Source organism: Stenotrophomonas sp. 2201_Sma, from assembly GCF_056486685.1.
The window spans coordinates 4,033,972-4,055,501 of record NZ_CM151329.1 but is presented as its reverse complement, the minus strand read 5'-3'; the positions used below and the strand labels follow the sequence as shown (position 1 = coordinate 4,055,501).

Annotated in this window: 23 protein-coding genes; 14 read left to right on the top strand and 9 right to left on the bottom strand. The window is 67.9% G+C overall.

The window, feature by feature from the left end:
- Nucleotides 1–66: 66 nt before the first annotated feature.
- The 5 genes from ftsE to rpoH all read left to right on the top strand — a co-directional run bounded on the left by ftsE (nucleotide 67) and on the right by rpoH (nucleotide 4,417).
- Complete coding sequence (gene ftsE / locus ACZLIF_RS18660; protein ID WP_053515652.1) at nucleotides 67–753, top strand: cell division ATP-binding protein FtsE; 687 nt, start codon at nucleotides 67–69, stop codon at nucleotides 751–753.
- Between the two features lie 3 nt (nucleotides 754–756).
- Nucleotides 757–1,704: a permease-like cell division protein FtsX gene (gene ftsX / locus ACZLIF_RS18655; protein WP_053515654.1), complete on the top strand. Its 948-nt coding sequence runs from the start codon at nucleotides 757–759 to the stop codon at nucleotides 1,702–1,704.
- A 7-nt stretch (nucleotides 1,705–1,711) separates the two neighbouring features.
- On the top strand, nucleotides 1,712–2,554 hold the full coding sequence (locus tag ACZLIF_RS18650; RefSeq protein WP_053515655.1) for a response regulator: 843 nt from the start codon (nucleotides 1,712–1,714) through the stop codon (nucleotides 2,552–2,554).
- Nucleotides 2,551–3,264 (top strand): uracil-DNA glycosylase, encoded by a 714-nt coding sequence (gene ung, locus ACZLIF_RS18645; RefSeq protein WP_128987694.1) that lies wholly within the window; start codon nucleotides 2,551–2,553, stop codon nucleotides 3,262–3,264. The genes ACZLIF_RS18650 and ung overlap by 4 nt, the downstream gene beginning before the upstream one ends.
- A 277-nt stretch (nucleotides 3,265–3,541) precedes the next feature.
- Nucleotides 3,542–4,417, top strand: coding sequence for an RNA polymerase sigma factor RpoH (gene rpoH / locus ACZLIF_RS18640; protein ID WP_128987695.1), 876 nt, complete (start codon nucleotides 3,542–3,544; stop codon nucleotides 4,415–4,417).
- A gap of 81 nt (nucleotides 4,418–4,498) precedes the next feature.
- On the opposite strand, the gene purD is transcribed toward rpoH, so the two are convergent.
- A complete protein-coding gene (purD, locus tag ACZLIF_RS18635; protein ID WP_128987696.1) occupies nucleotides 4,499–5,785 on the bottom strand; it encodes a phosphoribosylamine--glycine ligase in 1,287 nt (428 codons plus the stop codon).
- Between the two features lie 61 nt (nucleotides 5,786–5,846).
- Complete coding sequence (purH, locus tag ACZLIF_RS18630; protein WP_128987697.1) at nucleotides 5,847–7,430, bottom strand: bifunctional phosphoribosylaminoimidazolecarboxamide formyltransferase/IMP cyclohydrolase; 1,584 nt, start codon at nucleotides 7,428–7,430, stop codon at nucleotides 5,847–5,849.
- A gap of 210 nt (nucleotides 7,431–7,640) precedes the next feature.
- Here purH and ACZLIF_RS18625 point away from each other — a divergent pair, with 210 nt between their 5' ends.
- Genes ACZLIF_RS18625 through ACZLIF_RS18600 form a run of 6 tightly spaced genes read left to right on the top strand, consistent with a single transcriptional unit; the run spans nucleotide 7,641 to nucleotide 13,448 of the window.
- Nucleotides 7,641–8,258 carry a CDP-alcohol phosphatidyltransferase family protein gene (locus ACZLIF_RS18625; protein WP_128987698.1) on the top strand — a complete coding sequence of 206 codons (618 nt, stop codon included), beginning with the start codon at nucleotides 7,641–7,643 and terminating at the stop codon, nucleotides 8,256–8,258.
- Between the two features lie 24 nt (nucleotides 8,259–8,282).
- On the top strand, nucleotides 8,283–10,046 hold the full coding sequence (locus ACZLIF_RS18620) for a bifunctional alpha/beta hydrolase/class I SAM-dependent methyltransferase (RefSeq protein ID WP_128987699.1): 1,764 nt from the start codon (nucleotides 8,283–8,285) through the stop codon (nucleotides 10,044–10,046).
- Nucleotides 10,046–11,380 carry a phosphatase PAP2/dual specificity phosphatase family protein gene (locus tag ACZLIF_RS18615; RefSeq protein WP_478462182.1) on the top strand — a complete coding sequence of 445 codons (1,335 nt, stop codon included), beginning with the start codon at nucleotides 10,046–10,048 and terminating at the stop codon, nucleotides 11,378–11,380. The genes ACZLIF_RS18620 and ACZLIF_RS18615 overlap by 1 nt, the downstream gene beginning before the upstream one ends.
- Nucleotides 11,377–11,814, top strand: coding sequence for a hypothetical protein (locus ACZLIF_RS18610; RefSeq protein ID WP_065181556.1), 438 nt, complete (start codon nucleotides 11,377–11,379; stop codon nucleotides 11,812–11,814). The genes ACZLIF_RS18615 and ACZLIF_RS18610 overlap by 4 nt, the downstream gene beginning before the upstream one ends.
- A gap of 12 nt (nucleotides 11,815–11,826) precedes the next feature.
- Complete coding sequence (locus ACZLIF_RS18605) at nucleotides 11,827–12,456, top strand: lysophospholipid acyltransferase family protein (RefSeq protein ID WP_111186286.1); 630 nt, start codon at nucleotides 11,827–11,829, stop codon at nucleotides 12,454–12,456.
- Entirely contained in the window at nucleotides 12,453–13,448 is a 996-nt protein-coding gene (locus ACZLIF_RS18600; protein WP_053515673.1) for a phosphatidate cytidylyltransferase, read from the top strand. The genes ACZLIF_RS18605 and ACZLIF_RS18600 overlap by 4 nt, the downstream gene beginning before the upstream one ends.
- Nucleotides 13,449–13,477: 29 nt before the next feature.
- Here the strand turns inward: ACZLIF_RS18600 and fis are convergent, their stop codons facing one another.
- The 3 genes from fis to prmA form a co-directional block, all read right to left on the bottom strand.
- Nucleotides 13,478–13,753 (bottom strand): DNA-binding transcriptional regulator Fis, encoded by a 276-nt coding sequence (fis, locus tag ACZLIF_RS18595; protein ID WP_005419706.1) that lies wholly within the window; start codon nucleotides 13,751–13,753, stop codon nucleotides 13,478–13,480.
- Between the two features lie 115 nt (nucleotides 13,754–13,868).
- Nucleotides 13,869–14,621 carry a DUF3426 domain-containing protein gene (locus tag ACZLIF_RS18590; protein ID WP_128987701.1) on the bottom strand — a complete coding sequence of 251 codons (753 nt, stop codon included), beginning with the start codon at nucleotides 14,619–14,621 and terminating at the stop codon, nucleotides 13,869–13,871.
- A 42-nt stretch (nucleotides 14,622–14,663) separates the two neighbouring features.
- Nucleotides 14,664–15,584, bottom strand: a complete 921-nt coding sequence (prmA, locus tag ACZLIF_RS18585; protein WP_053515676.1) for a 50S ribosomal protein L11 methyltransferase — start codon at nucleotides 15,582–15,584, stop codon at nucleotides 14,664–14,666.
- A 151-nt stretch (nucleotides 15,585–15,735) separates the two neighbouring features.
- Here prmA and ACZLIF_RS18580 point away from each other — a divergent pair, with 151 nt between their 5' ends.
- A complete protein-coding gene (locus ACZLIF_RS18580) occupies nucleotides 15,736–16,710 on the top strand; it encodes a hypothetical protein (protein ID WP_053515678.1) in 975 nt (324 codons plus the stop codon).
- Nucleotides 16,707–17,081, top strand: coding sequence for a hypothetical protein (locus tag ACZLIF_RS18575; protein ID WP_065174417.1), 375 nt, complete (start codon nucleotides 16,707–16,709; stop codon nucleotides 17,079–17,081). Before ACZLIF_RS18580 ends, ACZLIF_RS18575 begins: the two co-directional genes overlap by 4 nt.
- A gap of 132 nt (nucleotides 17,082–17,213) precedes the next feature.
- Here the strand turns inward: ACZLIF_RS18575 and accC are convergent, their stop codons facing one another.
- From accC to ACZLIF_RS18555, 4 genes are all read right to left on the bottom strand, one after another.
- Nucleotides 17,214–18,581, bottom strand: a complete 1,368-nt coding sequence (gene accC, locus ACZLIF_RS18570; RefSeq protein WP_014648613.1) for an acetyl-CoA carboxylase biotin carboxylase subunit — start codon at nucleotides 18,579–18,581, stop codon at nucleotides 17,214–17,216.
- A 10-nt stretch (nucleotides 18,582–18,591) separates the two neighbouring features.
- On the bottom strand, nucleotides 18,592–19,071 hold the full coding sequence (accB, locus tag ACZLIF_RS18565) for an acetyl-CoA carboxylase biotin carboxyl carrier protein (RefSeq protein WP_053515682.1): 480 nt from the start codon (nucleotides 19,069–19,071) through the stop codon (nucleotides 18,592–18,594).
- 59 nt (nucleotides 19,072–19,130) lie between these two features.
- On the bottom strand, nucleotides 19,131–19,574 hold the full coding sequence (gene aroQ, locus ACZLIF_RS18560) for a type II 3-dehydroquinate dehydratase (protein WP_053515684.1): 444 nt from the start codon (nucleotides 19,572–19,574) through the stop codon (nucleotides 19,131–19,133).
- Between the two features lie 232 nt (nucleotides 19,575–19,806).
- Entirely contained in the window at nucleotides 19,807–20,541 is a 735-nt protein-coding gene (locus ACZLIF_RS18555; protein WP_065174419.1) for a DOPA 4,5-dioxygenase family protein, read from the bottom strand.
- 153 nt (nucleotides 20,542–20,694) lie between these two features.
- Here ACZLIF_RS18555 and ACZLIF_RS18550 point away from each other — a divergent pair, with 153 nt between their 5' ends.
- Complete coding sequence (locus tag ACZLIF_RS18550) at nucleotides 20,695–21,522, top strand: isocitrate lyase/PEP mutase family protein (RefSeq protein ID WP_128987702.1); 828 nt, start codon at nucleotides 20,695–20,697, stop codon at nucleotides 21,520–21,522.
- Nucleotides 21,523–21,530: the final 8 nt, after the last annotated feature.

The window sequence follows — 21,530 nt, the reverse complement described above, 5'->3', positions numbered from 1 at the left end:
CAACGATTCCACCCGGGCGCGTCCCGGCGCTATCGATACTTCGCGCCGGTCCTGCATAATCGGGGCATGAGTGTCCTGCGCTTCGACAATGTCAGCAAACAGTACGCCGGTGGCCACGAAGCACTGATCGACGTCAGCTTCGAGGTCGCGCCGGGCGAAATGCTGTTCGTCACCGGCCATTCCGGGGCGGGCAAGAGCACCCTGCTCAAGTTGATTCACCTCGACGAGCGGCCCAGCCGCGGCGCGGTGGTCTTCGACGAGCGCAACCTGCTGAAGGTGCGCGGCGGCGACGTCCCGCGCCATCGGCGCGCGGTCGGTGCGGTGTACCAGGACCATCGCCTGCTGATGGACCGGACCATCGCCGAGAACGTGGCACTGCCGCTGATCCTGCGCGGTACGCGCCGTGGCGACATCGGCAAGCGCGTGCGTTCCGTGCTGGAACGGATGGGCCTGGGCCATCGCGAGAAGGCGCTGCCATCGCAGCTGTCGGCCGGCGAACAGCAGCGCGTGGGCATCGCCCGCGCCATCGTCGGTGAACCCAAGCTGTTGGTTGCCGACGAGCCGACCGGCAACCTGGACCCGACCCTGGCGGCGGAGATCATGGCCCTGTTTGCCGAGCTGCCCGCGCGCGGCACCAGTGTGCTGGTGGTCAGCCACGACCTTCCCCTGCTGCGTCGCATGCGCAAGCGTGTGCTGATTCTCGACCACGGCCGGCTGGTGGACGACATCTCGCCGCAGGATCTGGCGGAGTAACGCATGGCGAAGAACGAAAACAGCGAAGCCGCCGCACCCTCGCGTCTCGGCGTGTGGTTCCAGCACCACGTGCACAGCGTGGTGTTCAGCCTGGGCCGCGCCTGCCGCAAGCCGTGGGCGACCCTGCTGACGGTGATGGTCATGGCGCTGGCGCTGGCACTGCCACTGGGCCTGTCGATCGCGCTGGACAACCTCAAGCATTTCGCCGGCAGCGTGCAGCAGTCGCGCGACATCAATGTCTTCCTCAAGGGCACGGTGGATGGCCCCGGTGCGTTGCGCCTGGCCGGCCAGCTGCGCGACCGCGATGACGTCGGCGAGGTGACCGTGCGCACGCCCGAGCAAGGGCTGCAGGAGCTGCGCGACGCCGGCCTTGGCGAGGCGATCGACGCGCTGAACGACAATCCGCTGCCGTCTCTGCTGGTCATCACCCCGGGGCAGGGCAAGGACGATGCGCGTCTGGCGCGTGCGCTGGAAAGCCTGCCCGAGGCCGATCTGGTGCAGCACGATGCGCTGTGGCGCCAGCGTCTGGATGCGTGGCTGGCGTTCGGCGCGCGGCTGGTACAGGTGCTTTCGGTGCTGCTCGGCGTCGGCGCTGCGCTGGTGGTCGGCAACACCGTACGCCTCGACATCCAGGCACGGCGCGAGGAAATCGGCGTGCTGCAGCTGCTCGGCGCCAGCGATGGCTTCATCCGCCGGCCCTTCCTGTATCTGGGCGCCTGGTACGGGCTGGGCGCCGGCGCGGTGGCGCTGGCCCTGATCGGTGTTGCCGGCGCCGCCCTGCGCGCGCCGCTGGCTGACCTGTCACGCAGCTACGGCAGCCCGTTCGTGCTGCACGGCCTGGACCTGCTGCATGGCAGCCTGGTCCTGCTGGGCACGCTGCTGCTGGGATGGCTGGGCGCGTGGCTGGTCACCGGCCACTTCCTCCGCCAGACCCGCCCGACCGACACCTGAGACCGGCATGCAACCGCAAGCGCTGAAGCACCTTGAAGGGCCCGCTACGCGGGTGATGGTGGTCGACGGTTCCAAACTGGTGCGCAAGCTGATCGCCGACGTGCTGCAGCGTGATCTGCCGGGCGTGGAGGTGATCGGCTGCGACAGCATCGAGGATGCCCAGCAGGCGCTGGCGCAGGGGCCGGTGGATCTGGTCACCACCTCGCTGACCCTGCGTGACGGCGACGGCCTGGCGCTGGCGCGGACGGTCCGCGAAGCTGCCGGCCAGGCGTACGTGCCGGTGATCGTGGTCTCCGGCGATGCGCAGCAGCATCTGGAGCAGCGGCGCTTCACCGAGTACGTCACCGACTATTTCGACAAGGCGCTGGGCCATGAGGCGCTGGCGACCTTCATCCGTGGCTATGTGCAGCCGCAGACCATTCCCGGGGCGACCATCCTCTACATCGAGGACAGCCGGGTGGTGGCGGAGGCGACCAAGCGCATGCTCGAACGCCAGCAGCTCAACGTGCTGCACGTGGTCAGTGCCGAAGAGGCCTTCACCCTGCTCACGGCCGAATCGCTGGGCCGCAGCCGCCACCGCATCGACCTGGTGTTGACCGACGTCACCCTGAAGGGCGAATTGAGCGGACGCGACGTGGTGCAGCGCGTGCGCGTGGATTTCGGCTACGGCAAACGCCGACTGCCGGTGCTGGTGATGACCGGCGACGGCAATCCACACAACCAGACCGGGTTGCTGCAGGCCGGTGCCAATGATCTGGTGCTGAAGCCGATCGAGGAGCGCCTGCTGGTGACCAAGGTGCTGTTCCAGCTGCGCCTGGCCCGCTTGAACGATGGACCCCTGTTGCGATGACCGATGACGTAGTGGACACCCCGACGATCCAGCTGGAACCGAGCTGGAAGCAGCAGGTCGGCGATTACCTGTTGCAGCCGCAGATGCGCGAACTCTCCACCTTCCTGCGCCAGCGCAAGGCGGCCGGCGCGGCGGTGTTCCCGCCGGGGCCGCAGATCTTCGCGGCGTTCGACGCCACGCCGTTCGAGCAGGTGAAAGTGGTGATCCTGGGCCAGGACCCGTACCACGGGCGCGGCCAGGCGCATGGACTGAGCTTCTCGGTGCCCGCCGGCGTTCCGGTGCCGCCATCGCTGCTGAACATCTACAAGGAGATCGAGGGCGACCTGGGCATCTCCCGTCCCGATCACGGCTGCCTGGTGCCGTGGGCGCAGCGCGGCGTGCTGCTGCTCAATGCCGTGCTGACGGTGGAGGAGGGCAAGGCCGGCGCCCACCAGGGCCGCGGCTGGGAAGGCTTCACCGACCACGTGGTGGACGTGCTCAACCGCGAACGCGAAGGCCTGGTGTTCATGCTCTGGGGGGCCTACGCGCAGCAGAAGGGCAAGGTCATCGACACCCGTCGCCATCGCGTGCTGAAGGCACCGCACCCGTCGCCGCTGTCGGCCCATCGTGGCTTCCTCGGCTGCCGGCATTTCTCGATGGCCAACGACTATCTGCAGCGTCGCGGGCAGGCGCCGATCGACTGGTCGCTGCCGCCGCGCGCGGCGCTTTGACCTCCACAGGCGGCCGGGCCTGAACACCGGGCAACGTTTCCTGGCCTGAATGGGCCTCCGGAGCGGCCCGTTCAGCTCCGTTTGACCGGAATCGGCGGGTTTCTGCTGGGTAATTGCTTGAATTCCAAGGGATTGTGAATCCCGAAAAGCGCGCTCGCCACTGTCATCAAATCGCGCTACGGTAGGGCTCTGTTTGGGACCAGTGTTGCATCAATAGGATGCTGGAACTTTTTCCTCCTTTAGCAGTCCAAATCCCGGACTGCTAAGATGGGTGCCTATGAGCCAGAACACCTCTACTGCCCTTGTGGCAAACAATCTCCCGATTCCCAGTGCGCTCGGTTCGCTGGACGCCTACATCGGTGCCGTGCACCAGATCCCGGTGCTGTCGGTCGATGACGAACAGGACCTGGCCCGTCGCTTCCGCGACGGCAACGATCTGGACGCTGCCCGTGAGCTGGTGCATTCGCACCTGCGCTTCGTGGTGCACGTGGCCCGCGGCTACAACGGCTACGGCCTCGCCCTGGGCGACCTGATCCAGGAAGGCAACATCGGCCTGATGAAGGCGGTCAAGCGCTTCGACCCGGACATGGGCGTGCGCCTGGTGTCCTTCGCCGTGCACTGGATCCGTGCCGAGATGCACGAGTTCATCCTGAAGAACTGGCGCATCGTCAAGGTCGCCACCACCAAGGCGCAGCGCAAGCTGTTCTTCAACCTGCGCAAGTCGAAGACGCGCCTGGGCTGGATGAACGCCGCGGAAGTCAGCGCGGTGGCCAAGGATCTGAACGTGTCCGAGCGCGAGGTCATGGAAATGGAGTCGCGCCTGTCCGGTCGCGATATCGGTTTCGATGCGCCCAGCGACGAGGATGATGATCATGCGCCGCCGTCGCCGGCCGCATACCTGGTGGCCAACGATGAAGATCCGTCGATGGCCTACGAGCGTGCCGACAGCGAGGACAACCAGCTGCAGCTGCTGCGCGAAGGCATGGCCGAACTGGATGCGCGTTCGCGTGACATCATCCGCCGCCGTTGGCTGGATGCGGACAGCAAGGTGACGCTGCAGGAACTGGCAGACAAGTACGGTGTGTCGGCCGAACGCATCCGCCAGGTCGAGGCGAATGCCCTGAAGAAGATGAAGGCGCTGTTCACCGCGTGATGTGACATCACAGGTATCCAACAGAAAACCCGGCATTGCCGGGTTTTTTGTTGGGCCTGCCAGGCAGCAGTCCGCTGCCTTTTACGCGTGCTCACGCGCGATCGCGCGCCAGCCGATGTCGTTGCGGTGGAATTCGTTGGCCCAGCTGACCTTGGCCACACCGGCGTAGGCATTGGCCTGCGCATCACGCACGCTGTCACCCAGCGCCGCCACACACAGCACGCGGCCGCCGGCACTGACCACCCGGCCCTGCGCGTCCAGTGCAGTACCTGCATGGAAGACCTTGGCGCTGGCCGGCACCTCATCCAGGCCGGAAATCACATCGCCGGTGACTGGCGATTCCGGGTAGGGTTTCGCGGCCAGCACCACACCCAGCGATGGGCGCGCATCCCACTGTGCCTGCACCTGGTCCAGGCAGCCATCAATGGCGGCTTCCACCAGCTCGACCAGATCCGACTGCAGGCGCAGCATCACCGGCTGGGTTTCCGGGTCACCGAAGCGCACGTTGAACTCGATCACCTTCGGTGCGCCGCTGGCATCGATCATCAGGCCGGCGTAAAGGAAGCCGGTGAACGGAATGCCGTCGGCGATCATGCCCTGCACGGTCGGGTTCACCACCTCGCGCATCACCCGCGCGTGCACCTCCGGCGTGACCACCGGGGCCGGTGAGTACGCGCCCATGCCGCCGGTGTTCGGCCCGGTATCACCGTCGCCGACTCGCTTGTGATCCTGCGAGGTGGCCATCGGCAGCGCATGCACGCCATCGACCATCGAAATGAAGCTGGCTTCCTCGCCGTCGAGGAATTCCTCGATCACCACGCGTGCGCCGGCGTCACCGAATGCGTTGCCGGAGAGCATGTCGCGCACCGCATCCTCGGCCTCGGCCAGGGTCATTGCAACGATCACCCCCTTGCCGGCGGCCAGGCCATCGGCCTTCACCACGATCGGCGCACCCTTCTCGCGGATGTAGGCCAGTGCCGCCTCCACGTCGGTGTGCACGGCGTAGAACGCGGTCGGGATGTTGTGCCGGGCCAGGAAGTCCTTGGCGTAGGCTTTGCTGCCTTCCAGCTGGGCAGCGGCGGCGGTTGGCCCGAAGATGCGCAGGCCGGCGGCACGGAACCGATCAACGACGCCTGCCACCAGCGGCACTTCCGGGCCGACCACGGTGAGTTCAACACCTTCGGCCTGGGCCAGGGCCAGCAGGCCATCGATGTCGGTGACCTTCACCGCCACGTTGCGGCACTTGTCTTCGGTGGCGGTGCCGGCGTTGCCGGGTGCCACGAGTACCTCATCGACGCGGGAGGACTGGGCCAGCTTCCATGCCAGGGCGTGTTCGCGGCCGCCGGAGCCGATGACGAGGATCTTCATGGGACAGGGTTCTCGTAAGCAGAAGAGAAAAGCCGGGCAGGGCCCGGCTTGGTGATGCGGATCAGTGCCGGAAGTGGCGCACGCCGGTGAACACCATGGCCAGGCCATGCTCGTCGGCGGCGGCGATCACCTCGGCGTCGCGCATCGAGCCGCCCGGCTGGATGACCGCCTTGATGCCGGCGGCGGCGGCGGCATCGATACCGTCGCGGAACGGGAAGAACGCATCAGACGCCATCACCGACCCTTCAACCACCAGGTTCGCGTCGGCCGCCTTGATGCCGGCGATGCGCGCCGAATACACGCGGCTCATCTGGCCGGCACCGACGCCGATGGTGCGGTTGTCCTTGGCGTACACAATCGCGTTGGACTTCACGAACTTGGCGACCTTCCAGGCGAACAGCAGGTCGGTGAACTGCTTGTCGGTCGGTACCAGCCTGCTGACCACCTTCAGTTCGTCACGGGTCATGCCGCGGTTGTCCGAGGACTGCAGAAGCAGGCCCGAGCCGACACGCTTGCTGTCGAAGTTGTTCAGGCCATCGCCATGCGGAATGCGCAGCACGCGCACGTTGGCCTTCTTCTGCGCGTATTCCAGCGCCGCCGGCTCGTAGTCCGGTGCGATCAGCACTTCCACGAACTGACGGTCCAGGATGACCTGTGCGGTGGCGGCGTCCAGCGGCTTGTTGAAGGCGATGATGCCGCCGAAGGCACTGGTCGGGTCGGTGGCGTAGGCCAGCTCGTAGGCATCGCCGTTGCCGGCACCCACCGCCACGCCGCACGGGTTGGCGTGCTTGACGATGACACAGGCCGGCGCATCGAACTGGCGCACGCATTCCCAGGCGGCATCGGCATCGGCCAGGTTGTTGTAGCTCAGTTCCTTGCCCTGCAGCTGCTGGAAGGTGGCCAGGGTGCCCGGCACCGGGTACAGGTCGCGGTAGAACGCGCCGCTCTGGTGGGGGTTCTCGCCGTAGCGCAGGTCCATCACCTTGACGAAGGTGGAGTTCATCTGCGCCGGGTACTCGGCACGCACCGGCACGGCGGCGTCGGTGGCGGTGACCGCTGACAGGTAGTTGCTGATCGCCGCATCGTACTGGGCGACGCGGTTGAACGCGGCGACCGAGAAGGCGAAGCGGGTGGCCGCCGGCAGCTGGCCATCATGGGTGTCCAGGGCGCCCAGCAGCTCGGCGTACTGTGACGGGTCGGTGGCCACGGCCACGCGGGCGAAGTTCTTGGCCGCCGAGCGCAGCATGGCCGGGCCGCCGATGTCGATGTTCTCCACCGCGTCGGCCAGGGTGCAGTCGGCCTTGGCGGTGACCGATTCGAACGGGTACAGGTTCAGTACCAGCAGGTCGATGGCGCCGATGCCGTGTTCGGCCATCACCGCGTCATCCAGACCCGAGCGGCCCAGCAGGCCGCCGTGCACCATCGGGTGCAGGGTCTTGACCCGCCCGTCCATCATTTCCGGGAAACCGGTGACCTCGGCGACGTCCTTCACGGCCAGGCCCGCATCACGGATCGCCTTGGCGGTGCCGCCGGTGGACAGCAGCTCGACGCCGCGGGCGGCCAGAGCGGTGGCCAGCTCGACCAGGCCGGTCTTGTCGGAAACGGAGAGGAGGGCCCGACGGACGGGCAACAGATCAGCAGTCATGGGACAGGGCAATCGGCAGCGGAGCGGGGCCGATATTGTAGGCGGTGGGGGCCGACGGCGGGCGGCGGCGGCAAAATTGACCGGCCCCAACGGCCCTGCGGCCGCCTTCGGTATGCCCTGGCCGGCGCCGCGCCGCGGACATTTCGACGGAGGTGCGCTCCCGATCGGGTAGGCTGTGCCGGAACTGCCAGGGAGCTGCGGGTTCGGATCGTGTCGATCTATGCATTGAAAGGACGTTTCCAGGACCTGCTGCGTCCGGCCGTAAGCGGCCTGCATCGCGCGGGGATCACCGCCAATGTGGTGACCGTGGCCGCTGCCGTGGTCTCGCTGCTGGTCGCCGTCGTGGTCTGGTGCTGTGCGCCACAGCAACCGCTGCTGTATCTGGCCCTGCCGCTGTGGATGCTGCTGCGCATGGCCCTCAATGCCGTGGACGGCATGCTGGCCCGCGAGTTCGGCCAGCAGTCGCGGCTGGGCGCCTATCTGAACGAGCTGTGCGATGTGGTGGCCGATGCGGCGCTGTACCTGAGTCTGCTCAGCGTGCCGGGCGTTCGCCCGGAAGCGCTGTGGTTGCTGGCCTGGGGCGCAGCACTGAGCGAGTACGCCGGCGTGCTGGGCCTGATGGTCGGTGCCAGCCGCCGCTATGACGGCCCGATGGGCAAGAGCGACCGTGCCTTCGTCATCGGCCTGCTGGGCCTGCTGCTGGCGTTCGGTTGGGCCGGTGCCTTGACGGTCGGCGGCGTGGCCGCAGCGATGGCGCTGCTGTGCGGGGTAACGGCGGTCAACCGCGTCCGGCGGGGACTGAAGGAAGCGGCCACAGCGCAGCGATAAGTCAACAGCCCACCAGGAGAAGGCATGCGTCAGGTGCAGGAACGGGAATTCCACAGCTTCGACCAAGTACCGCTGTTCTACCGGCACTGGCCGGTTGCGGCCGCAGGCACACCACCGGGGCGCACGGTCCGGGCCATCGTGCTGCTGCATCGTGGCCACGAGCATTCAGGGCGGGTCGCCCACCTGGTCGACGAGCTGGACCTGCCGGAGATCGCCTTCTTCGCCTGGGACGCGCGCGGCAATGGCCGTTCGCCGGGCGAGCGTGGCGACGCACCGGGCTTCCCTGCGCTGGTGCGCGACCTGGACAGCTTCATCGCCCACATCGGCAGCGAGCACGGCATCGCGGTCGAGGACATCGTCGTGGTCGCGCAGAGCGTGGGCGCGGTCATCGCTGCGACCTGGGTACACGACTATGCCCCCCGCCTGCGCGCGCTGGTGCTGGCGTCACCGGCATTCAAGGTGAAGCTGTATGTGCCGTTCGCACGTCCAGGCCTGGCCCTGATGCAGAAGCTGCGCGGCAATTTCTTCGTCAACAGCTACGTCAAGCCGCAGTGGCTGACGCATGATCCGGCACGGGTGGAGAGCTACCGCACCGATCCACTGATCACCCGGCCGATCTCGGTACGCGTGCTGCTGGGCCTGTATGAAGCCGCCGACCGCATCGTGGCCGACGCGCAGGCGATCAGCGTGCCGGTGCAACTGCTGGTGTCCGGCTCCGACTTCGTGGTGCACCGTGGTCCGCAGGACCGCTTCTATGAGCGCCTGTCCAGTCCGATCAAGGAGCGCGTGTACCTGGCGGGTTTCTTCCACGACACGCTGGGCGAGCGCGATCGTGCACCGGCACTGGCGCGCATCCGCGACTTCATCCAGGCGCGTTTCGCCGAACCGCTGCGCACGCTGTCGCGGCGCGACGCGCATCGGCATGGGCCGACGTTCGAGGAGTCGGAGATCCTGGCCTGGCCTCCGGAACGCAACAGCCTGGCCGACCTGCGCTGGCGCGGGGTGCGTGCGGGCCTGCGCCTGGGCGGCACCCTGTCCGAAGGCATCGCGCTGGGCCTGCAGACCGGTTTCGACTCCGGCAGCACGCTGGACTACATCTACCGCGACGAAGCGCGCGGCAAGGGGCCGCTGGGGCGGATGATCGACCGCAACTACCTCGATGCGATCGGCTGGCGCGGCATCCGCGTGCGTGGCCAGCACCTGCAGGAACTGCTGCGTGATGCGGCCATGCGCCTGCGCGGCCAGGATCTGCCGGTGCAGGTGCTGGACGTGGCCGCCGGCCATGGCCGCTATGTGCTGGAAGCTCTGGGCCAGGGCGAACAGCGCGCCGACCGCATCGTGCTGCGTGATTTCAGCCCGCTCAATGTGACCCAGGGCCAGGCCTTGATCGAACGGCTGGGAGCCACCGACATCGCCCGCTTCGAGCAGGGCGACGCGTTCGATCCGGCGTCGTTGGCGACGGTGGAACCCGCGCCGACGCTGGCTGTGGTCTCAGGGCTGTACGAGCTGTTCCCCGACAACGACGCTGTGCTGCGTTCGCTGCAGGGTATTGCCGCGGTGGTGCCGGAGGGGGGTTACCTGGCCTATACCGGCCAGCCCTGGCACCCGCAGCTGGAATTCATCGCCCGTGCACTCACCAGCCATCGCGGGGGCGCGGCCTGGGTCATGCGACGGCGCACCCAGCAGGAGATGGACGAGCTGGTGCGGCTGTCGGGCTTCGAGAAGGTGACCCAGCGCATCGATGCGTTCGGCATTTTCACCGTATCGCTGGCACGTCGGGTCGCCTGATGGCCATCACCGCAACGCCGATCGTTGCCGATGCACCGCGTCCGTGGCGCCGCGCGCTGCTGTGGCTGGCGGTGCTGGGCCCGTTCTTCTTCGCCAGTTATGGCTTTGCCAACTGGATGGCCGGCCGCCACGACGTGGTGCCGGTTGTCGTGTTCGACTGGGAGACGCGCATTCCGTTCGTGCCCTGGACGATCGTGCCGTACTGGTCGATCGATCTGTTCTACGCGGTGTCGTTCTTCCTGTGCCGGCAGCGCTTGGAGCTGGACCGCCATGCGCTGCGGCTGCTCAGTGCACAGGTGATCGCAGTGGCCTGCTTCCTGCTGTGGCCGCTGCGCTTCAGCTTCGAGCGGCCGGAGACGGGCGGCGCCTATGGCTGGTTGTTCGAAGTGCTGCTGGGGTTCGACAAGCCTTTCAACCAGGCGCCGTCATTGCACATCGTGCTGCTGATCGTGCTGTGGGTGAAGTTCGCCCACTACCTGCAGGGCGCCTGGCGGCGGGTGCTGCATGCGTGGGCATTGCTGATCGGCATTTCGGTGCTGACCACCTTCCAGCATCACTTCATCGACATTCCCACCGGCCTGCTGGTCGGCTGGCTGTGCGTGTGGCTGTGGCCGGACCAGGGAACACCGCCGTTGCGTGCCTGGCAGTCCGCGGAGGATCCTGCGCGGTGGCGGCTGGCGCTGCTCTACCTGCTGGGTGCCGCCGTGCTGCTGGTGCCGGCGCTGGCGCTGCGAGGCACTGCGCTGTGGCTGCTGTGGCCGGCGATCTCGCTGCTGCTGGTGGCGCTGGCGTACGCCGGACTGGGCACGGCCATGTTCCAGAAGCGCGACGACGGGCGCCTGACCATGGCCGCGCGCTGGCTGCTCGCGCCTTACCTGGGCGCCGCCTGGATCAATTCGCGGCTATGGACATGGCGGGCACCGCAGCCCTCGGCGGTGGCCGATGGCGTGTGGTTGGGACGGATTCCACGGGCGGCCCTGGCGTCGCCACTGCACGGCGTGGTCGATACCTGCGCAGAGCTGTCGTGCCGGGCGCCAGGTGCTGCGTATGCCAGCGTGCCGATGCTGGACATGGTGGTGCCCTCGCCGGCGCAGCTGCGCGAGGCCGCTGCCGCCATCGAACGCCTGCGCATGCAGGGGCCAGTACTGGTGTGCTGTGCCCTGGGCTATTCGCGCAGTGCGGCCAGCGTAGCGACCTGGCTGCTGTGCAGCGGCCGGGCACGGGACGCAGCCGAGGCGGTGGCACGGATACGTGCCGCGCGGCCCTCCATCGTTCTGCGTGACGACCACCTGCGCGCCATCCAGGCCGCCATCACCTCGGAGAGCCCCGCATGAGCCTCGCTGTCGACCTGCCGATGATGCGCCTGCTGCTGCGCCAGGGCCGGCTGCCCGCTGCGCTGTCACTGGGACTGCTGCTGGTGGCGTTGCTGCTGCTGGGCATCGAGCCGGGACTGGCGATGTTCGCGGCCGGCCTGTTGCTGCTGAGCGTGGCGGCGGGGATGGTGCAGGCGTACTACGCGGTGCGCGTACAGCTGGACGCCAGCCTCCTGCAGCTGCTGCTGCAGGAGAATCTGCACGGTGAGGCGGCGGCCGAACGGGTGGACGCGGCCCTGCATGTCGCCGGCCTGCGCCGCCGCGACGCACAGGCGCCTACGCGCGGATGGGATGTGCGCTGGGCGGGCATGCGGGGCCTGCTGCTGCGCCAGTACGCGGCAGCGCTGCTGCAGTTCGCCACGCTGCTGCTGGCCGTGCTGTGGCCGCAGACCTGAGGGGAGACATCGATGTTTGCTGAACTGATCGCCCGCGCCTGCAGTGGCGCCATCCATGTGCTCACCGGCGCGCGGGCGCTGTGGGTCGGATGCGCGCCCTCCAGCGAGCGCCGTGTCTACTACGGCAACCACGCCAGCCACGGGGATTTCGTGCTGATCTGGTCGTCGATGCCGCCGGCACTGCGGCGGCAGGTGCGTCCGGTGGCGGCCGCCGAATACTGGCAGCGCGACGCCCTGCGTCGCTACCTGATCGATGCGGTGTTCAACGGCGTGCTGGTCGAGCGCGAAGCGGCGCGCCGCCAGCAGGATCCGCTGCAGGCGCTGCGCGAGGCGGTGGATGCGGAGTGCTCACTGATCCTGTTCCCGGAAGGCACGCGCAACGTCGGCGATGAGCCGCTGCTGCCGTTCAAGAGTGGCATCTACCATCTCGCGCGGCAGCGTCCGGAACTGGAATTCGTCCCGGTGTGGATCGACAACCTCAAGCGGGTGATGCCCAAGGGACGGTTCCTGCCATTGCCGTTGCTGTGCACGGCCACCTTCGGTACTCCGCTGCGGCTGCAGGCCGACGAGGACAAGGCGGCATTCCTCCAGCGCAGCCGCCAGGCGCTGCTGGATCTGGCACCGGGCGGAGGACGCGCATGAGCGGATTGATCGCCGTATCGGGTGATCTCGCCGCGCGCAGCGTGGGCCAGCAGACCGGGCTGCTGTTCGCCGGGGTCGGCGCGGTGCTGGTGCTGGCGACGCTGGTGGCCGAGACCCTGCGCTGGCGGCAGCGTGGACGGCCCAGCGCGGTCATCGCCAACCTGGTCTCGCGCATCCGCGCCTGGTGGGTGATGGCGATCGTGGTCGGCCTGGCGCTGCTGTTCGGCCGGGCCGGGGTGATCGTGCTGTTCGCGATCATCTCGCTGTTTGCCCTGCGCGAATTCATCACCCTGGCACCCACCCGGTCAGGTGACTACTACGCGCTGCTGGCGGCGTTCTACATCGTGCTGCCCTGGCAGTACTACCTGGTGTGGATCGACTGGTATGGCATGTACACGCTGCTGATTCCGGTCTACGCGTTCCTGTTCCTGCCGATCCTGGCCACCATCGGCGGTGACACCACGCATTACCTGGAGCGCACGGCCAAGGTGCAGTGGGGGCTGATGATCTGCGTGTTCTGCATTTCGCACGTGCCCCTGCTGCTGAACCTGCGTGTGCCCGGGCATGAGCCCGCGCGCAACGTGCTGCTGCTGGCGTTCCTGGTGATCGTGGTGCAGTCCTCGGACGTGCTGCAGTACATCTGGGGCAAGCTGCTGGGCAGGCGCCTGATCGCGCCCAGGCTGTCGCCGTCGAAGACAGTGGAGGGCTTCATCGGTGGCGTGCTGAGTGCCAGCGTGGTGGGCGCTGCGCTGTGGTGGATCACGCCGTTCACGCCGCTGCAGGCGTTCGGCCTGTCGCTGTTGATCAACCTGATGGGGTTCTGGGGTGGCCTGGTGATGTCGGCGATCAAGCGCGACCGTGGCATCAAGGACTGGGGCCACATGATCGAGGGCCATGGCGGCATGCTCGACCGGCTGGATTCGGTGTGCTTCGCCGCACCGGTGTTCTTCCACGTGGTGCGGTATTACTGGAAGGCGGGCGGCGGCGGGTGACCCCGCTTCCACGACGTCGCCATCCGCGCTCAGGCGCTGATGCCGTATTCCTTCAGCTTCTTGCGCAGCGTGGCACGGTGGATGCCCAGCATCGCCGCGGCCCGGCTCTGGTTGCCTTCGCAGTGGTTGAGCACTTCCACGAACAGCGGAATCTCCATCTCGCGCAGCACGATCTCGTAGACGTCGTCTGCATCGCAGCCATCAAGGTCGCGCAGGTACCGGCGCACGGACTGGGCGACGTGTTCGCGCAGCGGTGGCCGGGGAGCGCCACGACTGTTGTCAGGACGAGAAAGGACAGCGTTCAAGGGGGTTCCCGATCTGGTTGGCCCGTGCACGCGGAGCGCGCGGCCGGATGAGGTGGTGGCGGTCAGTCTAGCGCGAGCGTGCCCGACCTGCCATGGCTGGTCGCCTTCGTCCCGATCACAGGAACTCGAAGGTGAATGCGACAGTGGACGCCGCAGGCTCCTGCACGCGGAACGCGATGTGTGCGCTCTGACCCGGTTCCAGCACGGAGGTACCCGGGTTCTCGCCGAGGTACTGCGTGGGGCTGAAAACGTCACTGCCGATGACCCGTCCGTCCGCATCGGACAGCGAAAGCCGCAGGTCGGGCCAGGCCTGTGGCCATCGCGCGTCATTGCGGATGCTGGCCTGCACCTGCAGTACGCCGGCCTGACCAGGCAGCGGGCGGATGTCGCGACTGGTCATGGTGAAGGCGGTGGGTTCGTGCCAGGCGGGCAGGCTGCAGCGCAGCACGCTGCACAGCGCCACCAGCCATGTGCGGTGGCCGGCATCGGCGGCCAGCCGCGCGCGGTCGGCGAGCACGCTCTGCAGGATCAGCAGCGCCGCCAGCCCCGCCACCAGCAGCCAGTGCCAGCGCGGCGCCGGGCGCGAGCGTGAAGGTGCACGGGCGAGGAAACCGGGTGCGTCATGGTTCGATGGTGATGCCACCGCCGCGGCATGCGGGGGCACATCATCGGTGTGCTGCGGAACGGGTTGCGCAGTGATCACCGCCGCTGCCGGCGCATGTTCGATCTCCGCCGCAGTGGGTTCGGGCGCCGGACCGGCCTGTGCAGGCATATCGACGTGCGCCTCGACGGCAGGTGCCGTTCCGCCTTCCGGCGCGGGGCGCAGGAAGGTGGCCAGTGGACGTCGTGCGGGGGTCGGCTCGGACATGCTCACGGTGCGGGTTCGGGTCGAGCGCTCATTCAAACACGATCAGGCGCGGCGCACGCCGGTGATGCGCATCCAGTCGCCATCGCGGGTCGCCTGCAGGTCGTCGAACCAGGCACTGTAACGCTGCAGCAGTTCGTGCTCCTGTCCATGCAGGATGCCCGACAGTGCGATGCGGCCACCGCCGGCCACGCGCGCGGCCAGCAGCTCGGCCAGCGCATCGAGGGCCGAGGCGAGGATGTTGGCGACCACGATGGGATAGGTTGCCACCGGCTCGTCCTGTGGCAGATAGACCTGCATGCGGCCCTGCTCGCCATTGCGCTCGGCATTGTCGGCGGTCGCGACCAGGGCCTGCGGATCATTGTCCACGCCGATCGCCTCGGCGGCGCCCAGCTTCAGCGCAGCCAAGGCGAGGATGCCCGAGCCGCACCCGAAATCGAGCACGCGCTGGCCCTGCAGCTGGCCGTCCACGGCCAGCTGGTCCAGCCAGCGCAGGCACAGCGCGGTGGTGGGATGAGTACCGGAGCCGAAGGCCAGGCCCGGGTCCAGCCGGACGACGGCCGCGTCGGCGGCCTGCGCCGCCTCCGGCAGCTCATGGTTCCACGGCACGATCCAGGTGCGGCTGCCGAAGTCCATCGGCTGGAACTGGTCCAGCCAGGCACGCTCCCAGTCCTCGTCCTCGACGGCGCGAAAGCTGCCACCGCTCCAGTCCAGTTCCGGGTCGAACGCTTCCAGCGCCGCCAGCAGCAACAGCGCGTTGCTGTCAGCCGGGAACAGCGCCGTCAGCACCAGGCTGTCCCACAGCGGCGTCTCGCCCACGCCCGGTTCCAGGATCGCCTGCTCGTTGCTGGTGTCGGCCTCGGCATCGAGCAGGGTCACGGCCAACGCCCCGACGTCCTCCAGCGCATTCTCATAGCGGGGCTGGGTGGCTTCGGTGCAACGCAGGGTCAGTTCCAGGAACGGCATGGGATCGGGGGCAATCGCGGGAAAGGGGGCCATGCTAGACCATCGGGGCGTCTCCGTATGCTCTGAGATGAACGGCCCCCGTTCAGACAGGCCTGCCGGGCCTTGCTAAACTGCGCGCTTTCCTGTGCGCCCCCGACGCTTTCCGTTGCCGATGGCACTCGCTCCGACCCTGAAAACCTGGTTGCTCGTGCTGCCGGCGGTGGCCGTGCTGGGCGTGGCCGGGTATCGGGCCAGCGGGCACGTGGGCTCGGTATCGTCTCCGGTCGCGGCCTCCGGGCTGCCGACGGCCCAGGTGGCGGGCAACGAGGATGGGACGACGATGCCGGTCATGCCCGAGGCGCTGGCGCGGCGTCTGGCGGCCTTCGAGCGGGGCGGCGCACTGCCGTCCGGCCTGCCGCTGGACATCCGGGCCGACATCGAGGGCGCCACCGATCTGTTCGCCTATGCGCAGCGGTTGCGTGCGCAGGCCGACGGTGGCAACCACGAAGCGCGCTGGATGCTCAGCCGGGTGTATGACTACTGCGCGCAGTACGCGGTCGATCCCGGGGGGTATCGCCTGGACAACAACGTGCTGGCGGGGCTGGGCCTGAGTGCCGCACCGGCCATGGTCGATGCGCGCGAGCGCGTGGCCCAGCGCTGCGGCGGGTTCGTGCCCGGCGACAAACTGGGCGCGGCACTGGTGCTGGCGGAGCGTCGCAAGGCGGCCGCGCAGGGCAATCTGGCGGCCGAAGCTGCGCTGTTCGCTGAAGGTGAGCCGCTGCACGACAGCGCGGACTACCGCCGTGGTCTGGTCGAGCGCGTGCGCCTGTCGCGCGATCCGGAGGCATTCATGGCCCTCGCTCCGGGAATGGGCGTGCGCGCCGCCGGTGACAGTGCACTGGACGGGCTGGTGGCCGGCGAGCAGCTCAGCGAAATGGCGTGGCGGCTTGCGGCCTGCGAACTCGGTCTACCGTGTGGGGCCGACAGCGTGCTGGTCAACAGTTTTTGTGCGAATGGAGGGATCTGTTCGCAGGATGAGACGCAGGATTTCCGGGATTTCGTGTATGACGCTGCGGTTTCGCGGCAAGGTGCTGGGAAGATGAACGAATGGATCAAGCGATTGATTGGAAGGGGGAGCAGGCCATGAACTACCGTCGATTCCTTCACGGGGCCAAGTTCTGGTTCTGGGTGGCACTGTTCGTGGCCTATTCGGCCGGCGCGGTGGGCCTGTTGATGATCGATACCTACGAGGATCGCTACCGGCATCTGTCGAAGGTGGAGCTGACCACGGTGAAGGCACAGGAAGACCTGCGCCGCGCCGGCGCCAGCCAGGTCGCTGCGGTCTATCGCGCGCAGAGCGGCGTGCCGTTCGCATCGCTGCCGGCGGGCAGCACCTTCCAGGTGGTCTGGCCCGATGGCTCGACCGAGACCATGGTGATCGTCGATCCGACCTCGCCCAATGGTGTGCGCCCGCTGCCGAACTCGCAGATTCCGGCAACCGCGGCCGACAGGCACTGACACCGATCCTGCAGCGCCGGGCCCTCACGCGCGGCTGCTTTTCCCGGCACGCCGGGCGCGGGGAAGGCGCTGCAGAAAGCAGAAAAGGGCGGGGATATCCCCCGCCCTTTTCGTGTCCGGCACCTGTGCCGATCAGGTCAGCGCGATCGGTTTGTTCTTGCGCTCGGCCAGACGCTTTTCCAGGTAGTGGATGTTCTGGCCACCGGCCTGGAAGCCCTTGTCGCGCATGATCCGCTGCTGCAGGGCGATGTTGGTCTTGATACCGTCGACCACCATTTCGCTCAGCGCCACCCGCATGCGGGCGATCGCGGTTTCGCGGTCCGGGCCGTGCACGATCAGCTTGCCGATCATCGAGTCATAGTTCGATGGCACGCGGTAACCACTGTAGATGTGGGTATCCACGCGCACACCGGGGCCGCCCGGCGGATGGAAGCCGGTGATGGTGCCCGGGCTCGGCACGAAGGTTTCAGCATCTTCGGCGTTGATGCGGCACTCGATGGCATGGCCGGTGAGCACCACGTCGCTCTGCTTGATCGACAGCTTCTGGCCGGCGGCGATCTTCAGCTGCTCGGCCACCAGGTCGATGCCGGTGACCATTTCGGTGACCGGATGTTCCACCTGGATGCGGGTGTTCATTTCGATGAAGTAGAAGCGGCCGTCCTCGTACAGGAACTCGAACGTGCCGGCGCCGCGGTAGCCGATGCGGATGCAGGCCTCCACGCAGACCTTGCCGATCTGCTCGCGCTGCTCGGCGGTGATGCCCGGTGCCGGCGCTTCCTCGACCACCTTCTGGTGACGGCGCTGCATCGAGCAGTCGCGCTCGCCGAGGTGGATGGCATTGCCCTGGCCGTCGGCCAGCACCTGGATCTCCACGTGCCGCGGGTTCTCCAGGAACTTCTCCATGTAGACCTCGCCATTGCCGAACGCCGCCTTCGCTTCGCTCTTGGTGGTTTCGATCGAGGTCTTCAACGAGGCTTCGGCGTGCACCACGCGCATGCCGCGACCGCCGCCGCCGCCCGCTGCCTTGATGATGACCGGGTAGCCGATCTCACGGGCGATCTTGGTGTTGGCGACGATGTCCTCGCCCAGCGGGCCGCCCGAGCCGGGCACGCACGGCACACCGGCGGCCTTCATGGCGCGGATGGCTTCGACCTTGTCACCCATCATGCGGATGGTGTCGGCCTTGGGGCCGATGAAGATGAAGCCGGATTCCTCCACGCGCTCGGCGAAATCGGCGTTCTCCGACAGGAAGCCGTAGCCCGGATGGATGGCCTGGGCATCGGTGACTTCCGCCGCGGCGATCAGGGCGGGGATGTTGAGGTAGCTCTGCGGCGACGGCGCCGGGCCGATGCAGACCGACTCGTCGGCCATGGCCACATGCTTGAGGTTGCGGTCGACCGTGGAGTGCACGGCCACCGTGCGGATGCCCAGGGTGTGGCACGCGCGCAGGATGCGCAGCGCGATCTCCCCTCGGTTGGCGATGACGACTTTGTCGAGCATGGCGTGCCCCTCAGCCGATCACGAACAGCGGCTGGTCGAACTCCACCGGCTGGCCGTTCTCGCCGAGGATGGCGACGATGGTGCCGGACGCGTCGGCTTCGATCGGGTTGAACATCTTCATCGCTTCGATGATGGCCAGGGTTTCGCCTTCCTTGACCTGCTGGCCCACGGTGACGAAGGCCGGCTTGTCCGGAGCGGACGAGGCATAGAAGGTGCCGACCATCGGCGAACGCAGCACGTGGCCTTCCGGCAGCGCCGGGCCCGGCTTGGCGGTGCCGCCGGTGGAGGCTTCGGTCGGCGACTGCATCGGCATTGCCTGCGGCGCCGGCGCGGCAGGGGCGGCATAGACCGGTGCGGCGACCGGGGCGGCATAGCCGGCGACCGGCGCGCGCGACAGGCGCACGGACTCTTCGCCTTCCTTGATTTCGATTTCGGCCAGGTTCGACTCTTCCAGCAGGTCGATCAGCTTCTTGATTTTGCGCAGATCCATGAGGGCCTCTTGGGTTTCTATCTAGGTGAGGAGAGCGCCGTGGGCGCCCGGGTCGACAATCAGGTGGCGGACAGCCGCAGCAGCGCCGCATCCATCGCGTAGCGGTAGCTGTCGGCGCCGAAGCCGCACACCACGCCGACCGCCTTGTCGCTGAAATAGCTGTGCTGGCGGAACGGTTCGCGGGCGTGCGGGTTGGACAGGTGGATTTCGATGAACGGCACGGCCACGGCCGCCAGCGCGTCGCGCAGGGCGACCGAGGTGTGGGTGAACGCGGCCGGATTGATCAGGATGAACGCCGTGCCGTCGGTGCGGGCGGCCTGTACGCGGTCCACCAGCGCGTGTTCGGCGTTGGACTGCAGGCTCTCCAGCACGTGCCCGGCGGCGTCGGCCTGGCGGGCCAGCGCCTGGTCGATGTCGGCCAGGGTGGTGTGGCCGTAGACCTCCGGCTCGCGGGTACCGAGCAGGTTGAGGTTGGGGCCGTGCAGGACCAGCAGCTTCGCCATGGGATCCGATCGACTGGAAAGGGCGGCAGTCTGGCGGAAGCGGCCGATGCTGTCCAGTTCGGCGAAGTTTGCCGCGTTTCAATCGATTGTTTGAAATCGCTGGAAGCGCTTGTGCCCGTATGCCGGGCAGCGCCTCAAGGCGCGCTGAACGTGGCGACGGCTGCTGATACCCGCACGTACGCCGACGATGGCGGCCAGCCGCTCCTGTCCCGGCCAGGCCGGGCGGGTCTGCTCAGGTTTCCAGCGGCCGCGTCGGCACGACGTTGGGGAACACCTGTTCCAGCGGCTCCTGTTCGCCCGGCCGGGGCGCGGGCCAGTCGTAGGCGTTCACCGGCTGCGCGCGGTTCACCCACAGCGCGTAATGCAGGTGGTCGGCGCGCCCATCGCCGGTGTTGGGGTGGATGAGGATCGTCAGGCCCAGGCTGTTGAGCTGCAGCCATGGCACCACGACCGGCAGGAGATCGTTGGTGAAGCCGAAATAGAACGACGGAGTGACATGGGGGCCGCGTGGCTCCGGATTCCAGTTGCCCAGTTCCACCGGGAAGCGTTCCGCCACCCAGCGCCGGATCAGTGCGGCCTTGGCCGAGGTGTCCTCGTCGAAATAGATGTGGGCGTGGTAACTCTTGATGTCGGTGTAGGGGCGTGGGTGGGTCGGCAATGGCGATTCGCCCGGGCGTGTGCTGCGCGGTCGTGGGGTCGGTTCGCTGGCGGTGTCCTGTCCCCAGGGACTGCGGCCCTGCGCCGGCGGCGGGACGATCGCCTGGAATCCGGGACGCCCCGGTGCGGTCGTGTTCGCCACCTCTCGGGCCGGTGTTGCGGCGGCCGGACGCGTGGCGCCGGCCAGGCCACCTGCGGCCAGGCCGGCCGATGCGATCAGGCGGCGCCGGCTGGGTGAGAACGGCGCGGCCTGGTGTGCATCGGTGTCGTCGCCAGCAATGGCGTCAGAAGAATGCGGTGAGCGCGGCATGGTTGTTTCCGTGGACGGCGGACCGTCACCGTCGGACGGATGCGGGGGCCGCGTCCAATGATCCGGTGGCATCACCTGATGCTGCGCCGCAGGTGCGTTGAGTCCTGTGCGCGGCCCGGATAGGGTGGTCAGCTCACCGCACGGATACCCGCCATGAACAGCGCAGATGCCACCACTGCCCGCAGACGTGCCACGTTCCGGCAGTTGCATGCGCAGGGCTGCTTCGTATTGCCCAATCCGTGGGACATCGGCAGCGCGCGCTACCTGCAGCGGCAGGGCTTCCTGGCATTGGCCACCACCAGCGCGGGGTGTGCATGGAGCGAAGGTCGCCCCGATGGTGCGGTATCGCTGCAGGCGACGCTTGACCACCTGCGGCTGATGGTGGCCGCCACCGACCTGCCAGTGAACGCAGACTTCGGCGATGGCTTCGGCGCCACGCCACAGGACGTGGCTGAGGCCGTGACGGCGGCCCTGGATACGGGCATCGCCGCTCTGTCGATTGAAGATGCCAGCGGTCTGGCCGACGCGCCGCTGCGCCCGCTGGAGGAGGCCGTGCAACGCCTGCGTGCGGCGCGTGCGGCCATCGATCGCGCCGCGGCCGATGTGCTGCTGGTGGGCCGGGCGGAAAACTTCTTCGTGGGCCTACCGGATCTGGAAGACACGCTGCAGCGCCTGCGTGCCTACGCGGCCGCAGGTGCCGATGTGTTGTACGCACCGGGCATCACCACGGCCGAACAGATCCAGGCGGTGGTGGCCGCGGCAGGCGGCAAGCCGGTGAACCTGCTGGCGGGCGGACCGACGTCACTGACGCTGCAGGACATCGCTGCGATGGGGGTACGCCGGGTCAGCCTGGGCGGGGCGTTGGCCCGTGCGGCGTGGGGGGGATTGATGCGGGCCACCGATCCCATCCAGCAGGAAGGCCGCTTTGATGGCCTGCAGGCGGCAGCATCGGGTGCGGCGCTGAACGCGCTGTTCCGCTGAGGCAGGGC